The 12,873-nt window shown below is 34.2% G+C and carries 9 protein-coding genes; all 9 read left to right on the forward strand.

The genetic code is table 11. The features are described 5' to 3' along the window. The first annotated feature begins 25 nt into the window (after nucleotides 1–25). Nucleotides 26–679 (forward strand): GntR family transcriptional regulator, encoded by a 654-nt coding sequence (locus V6255_RS11975; protein ID WP_341628371.1) that lies wholly within the window; start codon nucleotides 26–28, stop codon nucleotides 677–679. Nucleotides 680–1,583: 904 nt separating this feature from the next. Then, entirely contained in the window at nucleotides 1,584–2,357 is a 774-nt protein-coding gene (locus V6255_RS11980) for a ferredoxin--NADP reductase (RefSeq protein ID WP_341628372.1), read from the forward strand. An 80-nt stretch (nucleotides 2,358–2,437) separates the two neighbouring features. After that, nucleotides 2,438–2,773 (forward strand): DUF1971 domain-containing protein, encoded by a 336-nt coding sequence (locus tag V6255_RS11985; RefSeq protein WP_025565535.1) that lies wholly within the window; start codon nucleotides 2,438–2,440, stop codon nucleotides 2,771–2,773. Nucleotides 2,774–2,888: 115 nt separating this feature from the next. Further along, nucleotides 2,889–3,605 carry an NERD domain-containing protein gene (locus tag V6255_RS11990; protein ID WP_341628373.1) on the forward strand — a complete coding sequence of 239 codons (717 nt, stop codon included), beginning with the start codon at nucleotides 2,889–2,891 and terminating at the stop codon, nucleotides 3,603–3,605. A gap of 271 nt (nucleotides 3,606–3,876) precedes the next feature. Beyond that, on the forward strand, nucleotides 3,877–5,532 hold the full coding sequence (locus V6255_RS11995; protein ID WP_341628374.1) for a hypothetical protein: 1,656 nt from the start codon (nucleotides 3,877–3,879) through the stop codon (nucleotides 5,530–5,532). After that, on the forward strand, nucleotides 5,532–7,016 hold the full coding sequence (locus tag V6255_RS12000; protein ID WP_341628375.1) for a hypothetical protein: 1,485 nt from the start codon (nucleotides 5,532–5,534) through the stop codon (nucleotides 7,014–7,016). Before V6255_RS11995 ends, V6255_RS12000 begins: the two co-directional genes overlap by 1 nt. A gap of 1,025 nt (nucleotides 7,017–8,041) precedes the next feature. Further along, on the forward strand, nucleotides 8,042–9,952 hold the full coding sequence (locus V6255_RS12005) for an HsdM family class I SAM-dependent methyltransferase (protein WP_341628376.1): 1,911 nt from the start codon (nucleotides 8,042–8,044) through the stop codon (nucleotides 9,950–9,952). Then, the gene (locus V6255_RS12010) at nucleotides 9,945–11,042 is read left to right on the forward strand and encodes a restriction endonuclease subunit S (protein ID WP_341628377.1); all 1,098 of its coding nucleotides are present in this window, start codon (nucleotides 9,945–9,947) and stop codon (nucleotides 11,040–11,042) included. Before V6255_RS12005 ends, V6255_RS12010 begins: the two co-directional genes overlap by 8 nt. 800 nt (nucleotides 11,043–11,842) lie before the next feature. Next, nucleotides 11,843–12,724, forward strand: a complete 882-nt coding sequence (locus V6255_RS12015) for an IS982 family transposase (protein ID WP_341628378.1) — start codon at nucleotides 11,843–11,845, stop codon at nucleotides 12,722–12,724. Nucleotides 12,725–12,873: the final 149 nt, after the last annotated feature.

Here is a 12,873-nt window from a genome sequence, read left to right on the forward strand (position 1 = left end):
TTATAATTGAAAGGAAATAGTATCTATGTCATCTACGGAAGAAAATGTACCATTAGCAGACACTATTCGTAGTACTCTTTCAGATGATATTTTATGTGGTTCAATTCCTGTTGGAACTCGCCTTGATGAAGTGTTACTTGCGACGCGTTTTAATGTCTCTAGAACGCCTGTTCGAGAAGCTATAAAACAATTAACTGTGAGTGGGCTTGTTGAGCACAGACATAGATGTGGGGTTTTTGTAAGTGAGATCCCCATTGATATGCTACCTAAAATGTTTGAATACGTTGCTGAAATGGAAGCGCTTTGTACTCGTTTAGCAACCATAAATATGAGTAAAGAGGAGAGGGATACACTGTTAGCAATACATCTAGATAGTCATAAACATGTTGTCTCTGGTGATATAGATGCTTATGACAAGTCAAATATTCAACTTCATACTGCATTGTTTCGAGGATGCCATAATCGTTATGTTGAAGAGGCCGTTATTAGTGCGAGAGCTAAAGTTGCACCTTATAGAAAAGTACAATTTAATATTCTTGATAGGGCTAAATCATCGTATGCTGAACACGATGAAATAATAAAAGCAGTCATTAAAGGATTATCGCATGAGGCTTCTGACATCATGCTATTCCACATTAACCAATCTTTGTTAGCGTCCTCAAGTTACATAGAAAAATAATAAACGATGTCTTTTACTATTTTCATTAATGTAAATAATAAATCCTACTCTAATTTACAGATATATACCCGTCGCCATTCAAGATGCAAAAACCAGCAAGTAGTGAGGTAATAAAATTCTAGGCATAAAGATAAAGATCTAACTGGTTAAGTCGAGCGAACACCATTATTTTGGTGTTTTCAGTATTAAATCATCTCCCAATAATTCGTTATTACTTTAATGACTTGTCTGAACGATATAAAACTAACTTAACGTATCGATATTTAAGAATATTACGCTTCCATTATCAAGGACAAAGGTTAATTAATCAGCTTGATTCAAGCTTAGTCTAATTAATTTGAGTTAGGTAAGTTTAGGTTTTTTGATAACGGACAACATCAGATCTTTTTAATCTAATCATTAATAATTGTAATTTACCCAATATTTAAACCTATCCCCAAAACCATAATGAATGCTGCCATTAAGGGTTAGTCACTTCTCAATAGAAAACCCATATTCACAATGATGAATTATTTCTATTCGTCGTAGTCTAATAAATTAGTCGCCAAATAAACTTGGTAACAATCTTAAATGCTGACTTAAATGCTGATTTAAGACAAGGCAGATTCAGGTTGAATCGTATCGTAATCAATGGATCTTAATTTGAAAGATCACCTATCTTCAATCGAAACTTAACCTCAAATTCCAATATTAATCATTAATACGACTTATAGATTTCAGGCTCGTATTTTTTGCATTGATTTGTTATCAAAAAGATAATTTATTGTCTTTAAGATAATGGATTAACTAATCATTATGATAATAGGGAAAATATCGATTTACTAACCTATTGATATACCTACCTATATTTCATGGCACGACTTGTGCAATCTATTTAATAGTTAGACTAGAAAGGAGAGGCACTATGCTCCAACCTTATATCGGATTCAATCAAGCAGTCGTTACAAAACGTATCGATTGGACAGAGAACTTGTTTTCCTTACGCGTAAAAGCACCATTGATAAATTATACGGCCGGACAGTTCGTTAAGCTGGCTCAGTACGATGAACATCAAGAACTTATTCGTCGTGCTTATTCGATTGTTAATCATCCAATCGATCATAAAGCGACAGGAGAGTTAGAATTTTTAATTGTCACGGATCCCGATGGTCTATTGACTCCAGGTTTACACATGTTAGTTGAAGGTGATGAGTTATTAGTAGGTCATGAACCTGCTGGCTTTATGACCCTAGATGAAGTGCCTGAATATACACGCATTTTGTGGCTATTGAGCACCGGAACGGCGATAGGTCCTTATTTAGCAATGTTAAATGATAAGTCTATTGCACAGAGATTCGACAAAGTTGTATTAGTGAATGCAGCTAGATTTGAGGCAGAGTTGAGTTATCAAAAAGAAATTGAACAACTTAAACAGCACTATCAAGAGAGGTTAGTTTATGTACGAATTGTTTCTAGAGAATCGGTCAGCGGAGCTTTGTCAGGAAGAATACCAATGCTGCTCAAAAGTGGATCTTTACAAAAAGCCGCTGGAGTTCCATTGGAAAGTAGTCATAGTTTTGTGTATTTATGCGGTAATCCCAATATGGTTCGGGATAGCAGCGATAGCTTGATTGAACTAGGTTTTAGTAAACATTTACGACGTAAACCAGGTCAGTTTAGCAGTGAAAATTATTGGTAAATATCAATAGTTAAACGTTATTTTATTAATGGTTATGAGTAGTTATTAGAAATAATGACTCATAACCAGAGGAGTATATTATGAGTCATTTAAGAATCCCCAAAGAGTGGACTATCCAACGTTCAACCCCTTTTTTTACTAAAGAGAACGTCCCAGCAGATCTACTCAGTCATCATTGCACCGCGAAAGACGTGTTTGGACAACTTTGTGTCATGGAAGGGACAGTTACTTATTATGGTTTTGCAGATGCTAAAGCAACAGAACCAGAGGTAAAAGTTATTATCAATGCAGGGGAGTTTGCAACCAGCCCATCTGAATATTGGCACCGTGTAGAACTCAGCGATGATGCACAATTCAACCTAAACTTCTGGTCAGATGCAGATAAACGCAACGACAAAATGTTTAAAACTAAGTAACCGTTTTTATTATCGTCTCGACATTTTTTATTATTAAATGAATACCTCACCCAGTGGGGTATTTTTAATATTGATTAACAATCCAACAATCCAACAATCCAACAATCATGTGAACATGCCTCAACTAACTGAAAGACCAATCTTTAAAATTGGTCATTACAGTGTTCAATTACCTTGGATGATGGCAGGGCAGCTAACCAGCGTGAATGTGATAAATACCTTACGTCGTTTTGCGAATAAAAGACCAGAGCTGCAAAGCGAGACAAGCAGAATAGAAACTCGCTTAGGTGCACAATTTAAGCAAAGAGGTTTTACTGTTATTGAAGGTTATGAGCCAAAGAGAACTGATAACTTTAACTCTGGTGAAATAGACTTGATTTGTGTACTAAATAACATAGTACTTGTTATTGAGGTGAAATCGGCTCATCGAAGAACGAGTAAAAGAGAAGCCATACGTTATAAGCACAACACCTTAAGAAAAGCGGGTCAGCAAATAAAAACAAAAATCGAAGCCGTGAATAGTTTGCTAGAAACGGATGAGAGCTTTCGGGCGTTACTCGGTATTAAAAGTCCAATGGATTGTAACGTAATAGGGTGGATAGCAGACACCAGCCTCGAATATGATCACGAGTATTTTAATGGGTATTTGAAAGTATCGGTTGAAGAGTTGCATATTGCCTTGAGGGATGAAGCTGAAATACTGGTGGACTTAGTTGAGGGAACAAGACAAAGCAAGCAACATGATAAAGCAAAAACAACATTATACCCGAATGGATTTAGTTGCAGAACGTTAGTTGATGTAATACAAAAATCCAAGATTTGGTCGATGTAGGAATATATGTTCATTAGAAAGAATAATTAGCAACTTTGAAGAACTAAGGTAGGCTAGAAATCGTTTACTCTACATACAGATAACTTATGTCAAATAGGCTATCCGTAATCGAGAAATTTAATTAACACCACAATACCTATTGGATTGACAGAGAAGTGTGACATTAGAAGGAGTAAGTTCTTATAAAATGTAATATTATTTTTGTCAAATTATAACCCCTAAAGGGTTGGTTATATACTGGTAACTTATATTATTAAGGTGGTTAGAAAACATGCAAAATATTAACACTTATATTAAAGAAAACATTAAGTCAGTCAGTGTAAAAAATGTGTTTGTTGCTCCTGAAATTCCCGAAAAGAAATTAAATAACGCTGCTAAATCATTTGACCTAACAGATAACTTTAACTCCATTATTGCGATCTTTGATAATACAGTCTTTGGAAGTGCAAAAGACGGTATCGTATTTACTGGAGAAAAGGCCGTTTACAAAACCTCTTTTTCAGACCCTATTGACCTTATTTATAGTGAATTTGAATCAGTCAATCATATTGAAAAAGTGATTGTTAATGATAATGGAAAAAATAAAACAGATGAATTTATCTCTATTAAATTGAAGTGTGGTAAAGAGATTAAAGTTGATGCTTTATTAGATTGTAAGTATAAAAAATTAGCAGAAGTGTTTAATACTGCATATTCTGACTTTGATGAATATGAAGAAGAAGACCAAATTATTTCACTTTCTGAAATGCCTGAAATTTTAAAGATAGCTTATGTAAAAGTAATAATAAATATGGCTTTTTCAGATGATGGAGAGGTCGATGAAAAAGAGTTTTCAGAAATACTGTTACTAATGACTCGTTTAGATTTTACAACCGAATCTCGTTATGAACTGAGAAATTATATTGCGACAGAAGAAAATCAAATTCCTTTATCTGAATTATTATCAAGTATCGATAATGAGTGTATTCCAAGTCATAACAAGGCCATTCGCATATCGTTAATTAAAGATCTAATAAGTACATATATGAGCGTCAATGGTGGCTCGTATGAAAATTTTGAATTTTTAGAGGAAAATAAATCTCTATTTGGCGTATCTAAGGAAGAGATTGAACTCGCTATTATGGCAATCAAAAATGATTTTAATATGCTTCGTGATGATTTTAGTGATGACGCCCTAAAAAAAGGAATGAAAGAACTAACTGCTAAAGCTGGTGCAGTAGGGGTGCCGTTAGCTGCTGTATATTTATCTGGCTCTGTTGTTGGCATGTCGGCTGCTGGTTTAACATCTGGTTTAGCTACTTTAGGTTTAGGCGGAGCACTTGGGTTTTCAAGTATGGCAACCGGCATTGGCGTTGCTGTTTTAGTTGGTCTTGGTGCGTATAAAGGTATTATGCACCTAACTGGCGCGAATGAACTTGATAAAATGAAACGCCGAGAACTAATGTTAAATGAAGTAATTAAGCAAACACAGTCAACTCTATCTTTGCTAATAGGTGATTTGAATTTTATTAGCGTCAAAATTAATGATGCAATGAAAAATCATTCTGTACAAGATGCAACTATCAAGAAGCTAATGCAACGAATGAGTGCATTAACAGCGGTTGCAACCGTACTAAATAAAAAATCAGGAACGATGCAAAATAGTTCGATTAAGCTTCGTTGCCCAACGTTCTTAGATACCGTGAAATTAAAATCATTAACCTCTGAGCCGGTTAAAAAACCTTTGTATGGGATCGTATTATCTTACTACCAGGAAGAAACTATTGAAAAAAGCAAAAATGGTACTTTGGTAAAAGAGAAGGTACTCAAGATAAAACAAGGCGTTCCAACGGTTGAACTTGAAAAACTAGCAAGTATCTTTGAAGCTGTAGGGTACTTTAAAGCAACGGATGTGATCAAAGGCAAGCTCACAGGGTTATTCTCATAATGAGCAAAGATGAACAAGTAGAGGCAATGCTGGTGCAAAAGCACCAGCTTAAAAGCAGTGAGCACAAGTTAAGTGAGCTTGATAATGCTTTAAACTTGTTAAGTAGTAGTCAGGATTCCAATCTAGATACGTTAGAATCGATGTTGAGTGATATGGATCGTTTATTGGGTCAGCATGGTTTTGAATTTGCTGATTCAGAAGAGAATTGCATATCCCTTGAGCTAGAAGAGTATTGTTCGGTATCGATTGATGATATTACCCCAATTACACCAGAAATATCTGCGCTTAGTGAAATTGATTTTAATCGAGGTATGGATTGGCAAGAGTACTCTAATGCAGTTAGAGGTTATGCCTCTTCAAATGATATTAACCTATCCGTGGATCCATTTAATGAACTGATGTCCCCCATACAGCGTATCAATTTTGAGAAGCGAATCAAATCAGAATTCTCTCTTAAAAATGCACAATGCGACAAATATGATTACATGATAGCAGGGACATGTGGGCTCATTGGAGGGTTAATAGATGTGTTTTTTGTTGGCCTGCCAGGAGAAGGGAAATTAACTAAATTTACCGATGATGCTGTTGATGGAGCTGTAGAAACCTTTGCTAAAGTCTGTGGATGGAAAGAGGGAAGAGAAGGTTCTGATCCAACGGCAAGTGCCATTGGCTTCTTAGAACGAAATTTTAAGGTTAATTATGACCACCGCCATGGTGTAGATGTTGATGGTTTATTTAATATGAGTACTAAGAATCACCATATTAAAAACCTTGGGCATTCACCTGACCTTATTGGTTTATTTTTTTCAATATTAGGACAGTTTACTAATACTGCTCATTTCGTTGATGGTGGTAAAGTCATTTCAGTTGATACAGAAAACTTTGAACTTAAAGGTGCTAACTTTGTAGCAAAAATATTTTCTGGTTTTGTAAACTGGTTAGGCCATCTATTCTCTGATGTTGCAGGTTCTTCCGGGGCAACAGGGAGAGGATCTGGTATCCCTATTCCATTCTTTTCATTGTTTCAGTTTATGGATTTTGGTGAATTTGGACAGCATAGACAAACTTTTGCGCAAGTAGCAGTTCAGGTTTTTGAAAAGGGCTATGATTTTAGGCATGGTTTAGCAATGGCAATTCCTGTAATGATTACCGAGCTACTTACTAGGTTGATGTGGGTTGTTAAGCAACGAGGTTATCATAATAAACCTTGGAAAGATTGTATCCCTACTGCGAGTAATCCCGAGCTTAGAAGAATGTTATTTGTTGCGCATGGCTCATTATGCTTGATAGATGGAAGTGATGCAGCACTGCGTTCTGGTGGGGATATGGTTCAGTTCCTCCTACGTACTAACTTAATTGGGTGGGTTAGATTTGGTCATCTTGGGTTAAAAGAGGTATATGTTTGGTATAATTCTGGGCATATCGATGCAGATGCTGTGGATGAGTTCCTTGATGCTGAATATGAAAAAATGTTGAAGCTATAAAAGATCGTCTCATATCATTTATCTCAATGTTACCTTCATCGTTACCATAAACAATAGATTTTGCAAGACGTTAATGGACGCTAAAAGGATGAAAAGTAGCCTAAGTACTGATAAATATGGTTTTTTTAAATGAAATGTAGACGTTAATAGATGTTATGAAACAAGAGAATGGTGCCGCTATTGGACTCTACTATGCTCTGTATCTAGTTGATAGTGTTGTTATTATTTTATCCTTTTTGTTTGTAGTACTACTAAAAATAAAAGTCATTAAGTTTTTTATGAATTCCAGCTGTATTCTAATGTTGACAGAATGAGGCTTTTTAGTTCACAAATACTATTAAATAGATTTAATCAGAGCAGCTATTAAGCTGTCTTAGTGAATCGAGTATATCTAAAAATTAAAAGTATTAGTTAAATAAGATTCAGGTAAAGCTCTCAACAGCTAAGCGCGCATGGAAAAACTTCAACTGTTATATATCACTTGTTTTTGAAACATTCCAATCAACTTAATCAAACCTAGATTATTGCTGGAAACATTAATACAATTAAGAGCTAAAGGTCGTGTTGAAGCAATTAAGCGTTTTTGTTGTATGGCAATGAAATTATGCGATTAGCTATTGTCGCCATAAAGGTTAATTATTTAACGGATAAACTAAAATAACCCTCAAATATCATAAATAATATTGTTTAAAGTTCGATAAACCCTATATCTCAAAAAATAAATACAATGAAGAATTCATTGATGATAAAAGTCTAAGTGGCTAAGGAAAAATAGGTTTAAGTAATTAGGGACGCTATAAGAATTAGACGTTGGAAGGGTAGTTTAGCACAGAAACCATTGGGATAAATTTAAAGAAAAAATATCAATGTTAAGTAATTGATATTTATTTGGTAACATGGCCTTATATTAAAAAAGCTCATTTATAAATAAGCTGATTAACCCTTACAGAAACCATAGATTTGTATATGATTTTATTTACAGTTGAATGTTTCTCTACATATTAAATAAGCAGGAAAGTTAAATTATGGCTAAAGAAGCTGCAACAGATATTTTTGTACATGGCCTTCTAACCGATGCGGGTATTGCGCATGAAGTTCAAGGAAGTGACATCAAGGAAATAAAGGAGGCGTTGAAAAGTGCATCAAAAAGACAAACAGGATTTAATGGTAGCCCTGAGTTTATAGCCGTAGTAAAAGACTTTCTTATAGTTATTGAAAATAAAAAGGATAAGAATAAGCATGTGAAATATACGGATTCAGGTGTTTTAGATAAAAAGGTAAAATCATTAACTGATTATGCTATGAACGGTGCTTGGAGTTATGGAAAGCATTTAGCAGATAATACCAGTTATAAAAAAGTTATTGCATTTGGCATTGCTGGTGATGAGAAAAGGCATGTCATACAGCCAATGTATATCGACGAAACTAATACCATTCGCATATTACCAGAAGTTGAAACATTCATTAATTTTAATGAGAAAAATATTGATGAATATTACACGACAGAAATTCTTAAAATCGAAACAAAAAAAGAAAAAAACACTAAGGAATTAATTAAGTTTGCAAAAAGCTTTCATGAAGATCTTAGAAACTATGGGAAACTAGGGGATAAGAATAAGCCATTAGTAGTGTCAGGGATTCTTTTGGCTTTAAAAGAGCAAGAATCAAAACAGTTCTCTATTGATATGTTAGGGCAAGAAATTGATTCTGATGACGAAGTTATAACTGACGGGCAAATAATTTATTCTGCAATTGAAAAAGCACTAAAAAGAAGTCGAGTTTCTCCTGAGGTAAAAAGAGATAAGCTATTAAATCAGTTTGATATAATTAGGGATAACACAACATTAAATTTGAAAGATACGACATTAGGTGAAACTCCATTAAAGTATTTTGCAAAGCAATTAAATGAACATTTGTATGAAGATATTAGATATAACAATTCGTCTGAAGATTACTTGGGGCGTTTCTATGGCGAGTTTATGTCTTACTCTGGAGGAGATGGACAATCACTGGGAATAATTTTAACTCCCAAGCATATAACTGAACTATTTTGCGACTTGATAGAGATTAAAGCTGATGATGTAATTCTTGACCCATGCTGTGGCACAGGAGGTTTTCTGATAGCTGCAATGCATGCTATGTTAAAACAAGCTAATGATTCAGAAAAAAGAAGTATAAAACAAAAGCAACTTCATGGTTATGAAATCGAAGATTATATGTTTTCTATTGCTACTACCAATATGATTCTTCGCGGTGATGGGAAAAGTAATTTAATTGATACGGATTTTTTAAAATTAAACACAGCTGAAGTGCAAGATGAAAAAATAGCGACTATTGGTATGATTAATCCTCCGTATTCTATGGGAAGTAGTGCTAATCCTGATTTATATGAAATTAACTTTATTAAACATCTACTCGATTCATTAGCCATAGACGGAAAGTGTATTGCTATTGTTCCCCAGTCTACAATGATGGGAAAATCAAATGATGAGTTTTCAATCAAACAAGAAATATTAAAAAAACATACTTTAGAGGGTGTTATAACCTTAAATACAAATACATTTTATGGAGTGGGTACGCTAACTTGCCTTGCTATCTTTACGGCTCACCAGTCGCATCCTGAAGGAAAAGAATCTAAATTTATCAGTTTTGAAGATGATGGTTATAAAGTTGCTAAACATATTGGCCTATTGCCCACTTCGAGTGTAATAGACAGAAAAAAACACCTCTTGGATGTATGGTTTGAGCGGAAAACAGATGAAACTAATTTTATAGTAAAAACTAATGTTGAGGCTGAGGATGAGTGGTTACATTCATTTTATTACTTCAATGATGAACTCCCTAATGATGACGACTTTAACCAGACCGTAGCCGATTATTTAACGTTTCAAACTGACATGCTTTTAAATGATAAGGGATACTTGTTTGATGAATGAATTAACTTTGAGTGAGGTAAGGTGGGAACAGTTTAATATTATTGACGTCTTTGAGATAAAAAATGGATTTTATAATAAAAAACCAATTTCAGATGAGATTAATCCAAGAGTTCCATTTTTAGGTGCTACAAAAGATAATAACGCAATAACTTCTTATTTAACTATTAAAGATATTGAAAATAATTCAAAAACCGGCAGCGGAAACAATGCTAAAATTGAAAGTAAATATTTTAAACCTCCTTGTTTGAGTGTTGCAAATAACGGTAGTTATGTTGGTGCAACATTTTATCAAGCACATCCTTTTACATGTAGCCATGATGTGAATCTTCTGTATTTAAAAGAACAAAAGTTGACTGAAAATATAGCTCTCTTTCTTATTCCTTGCATTGAAAAGCAAAGAGTTTGCTTTAAATATTCGAGGAAGTGGCGACCTAAGCGCATGGTTAAATCAAGTATTATGCTTCCAGTAACAGCAGAAGGAAGTGTTGATTTTAATTTTATGGAAAAGTATATACAAAATAAATTAAACTCCAAAAAAAAGGTAAAGCAAGAATTTATTGAAAAATATTATGGAGATTTGTCGTATAAGAAATTACCTGCTATAGATGAAAAACTTTGGAAGCCTTTCAAATTAGTTGAAATATTTGAAACCGTTCAAAGGGGTAAAAGACTTAAAAAGGCAGACCATGTGGATGGGGATATTCCTTATGTATCGTCATCAGGAATTAATAATGGAGTTAATAATTTTATCTGTAATGAAGATAAAGTAAGGATATTCGAAAACTGTATAAGTATCGCTAACAGCGGGAGCGTAGGGAGTGCCTTTTATCACTCTCATAAATTCGTAGCTAGCGACCATGTGACACACTTGAAAAACGAAACATTCACAAAATATATTTATATGTTTTTGTGCTCAGTGCTTAGCCAGTTAAACTCTAAATATAACTTTAATAGAGAAATTAATGACCATAGGATAGCTAGAGAGACATTACTTTTACCGATAGATCAAAAAGGTAGGCCTGACTATGAATATATGGATCAATATATGAAGAATAAATTTATTAACCAAACTAAAAACATCAAAAGCTGACCATTTATTGTAGATAAAATGGTTTAGATGTTAATCTAATTATGCAAATGGTATTTCGTAATTATAAATATGTTTCTGTACTTCTATATTCATGTCAATGCACATAAAAAATCAAGACCAACCAAAGCGGCTAGATGAATAATTAACCGCTTTTTTTATACCCGTTACTTAAGCACCGCACATTACCAGTCACTTCGATTGATAGATTCAAAAAAATACTTAGGGAGGATAAGAACAGAACCTTTGTTTATAGGGCTTCTATCAGAAGCAATAATATAATAAGGTGTTTTTTAGTTAACGTAAAAAACTGCTATTTCTGCTACTAGTAGCAGGGGTAGATAGGCTTATAAATGAGTGCTTCATTGAATATAAAGAAGAGGTTATATGGCGCGATTAGCAAATAAATGTGTATATAAACTGGCGATCTTGATAAAAAACTCCCTATATCTGTTAAGTTGCAGCGATGTATAGATTTAGATATACCTGTTTTAATCAAAGTTCCTACTGCTCTTAATGTGTGGGCTATTGATGTTCAATTACATAAATTAACAATCGATGACATCATTCAGAGTTAAATACACCCTGTCGATAGAGGAAGGTTTATTAGATATTTTTACGGAGAAGATGCTTGTTCTTCTATTCAACCAGTTATAACCGAACCAAGCTCGCTTTACGCCTCAACTACCGTGGATGATGTAGAGTATATAACCTCAATTCTGTTTAAGGAATTGAACTAAATGCCCACCTAGCGATCAGATCTTTCGACAAAGAACGATTTGAAAGCAACATAAGGTGAGCAGATGGATAACTTAGTGGAATTATTTTGTGCTGTCGATGATTTTTGTCATCAATTTATACTTCAATGGGAAACACAACTCATTACTGACGGGACTCGTAAGCGAAAACGCAGTTCGGCAATGTCTTTCGGTGAGAGAATGACCATTATGATCTCATTTCATCAATCAAATCATAGAGATTTCAAGAACTTCTACATCGGCTTAGTTCAACGATATTGGACAGAGTACTTTCCAACTCTCATCAGTTATACCCGTTTTATCAATACTATGTCTGAACTTATTGTCCCTATGTGTGCTTATTTCGAAACAGTTAAAGGTAAACCGACAGGGATTTCATTTGTCGATTCGACGAGTCTTAAGGTATGCCACAATATTCGAATTCCTAGAAATAAAGTATTTGCTAAAACAGGAAAACGTGGAAAAGGAACGATGGGGTGGTTTTTCGGTTTTAAACTTCACCTTTTAATTAATCATCAAGGTGAAATCCTTGCGTTAAACATCAGTCCAGGTAACACGAATGACCGTACACCAATACCTGATTTATGTAGAAATCTAACGGGTAAGTTATATGCAGATAAGGGATATATTGGCAATAAGTTAACAGAAAAACTAAAGAGATCTGATATTGATTTAGTCACTACTGTCCGTAAAAATATGAAAAGAAAAGTAATATCAGCTTTCGATAGAGCCATGTTATCAAAGAGATACATAATAGAAACAGTTAATGGCCAACTAAAAAACATATCTCAAATAGAGCATAGCCGCCACCGAAGTGAAGCAGGGTTCATGCTCAATGTCATTTCAGGAATAGTGGCCTATTGCGTAAAAAAACAAAAGCCACGTATTAAGATATCTAAAAGTGAATTAGAGACGATGGCTGTCTAATAAATGCTATTGCTTATCCAGAACTCAGATTAGCTAGTTCTCTTTGGTTCGAAAGTTGCTCTCTTTCTCTTTTGGTTTAGTTTGTTGTATTTGTGTCGCTGTAAGAGAGGGTTATAGTCATGAAGTAACCTTTTAAAAAGTATATTTTG

This window comes from Psychromonas arctica, assembly GCF_038155225.1.
Taxonomy (GTDB): Bacteria; Pseudomonadota; Gammaproteobacteria; order Enterobacterales; family Psychromonadaceae; genus Psychromonas; species Psychromonas arctica_B.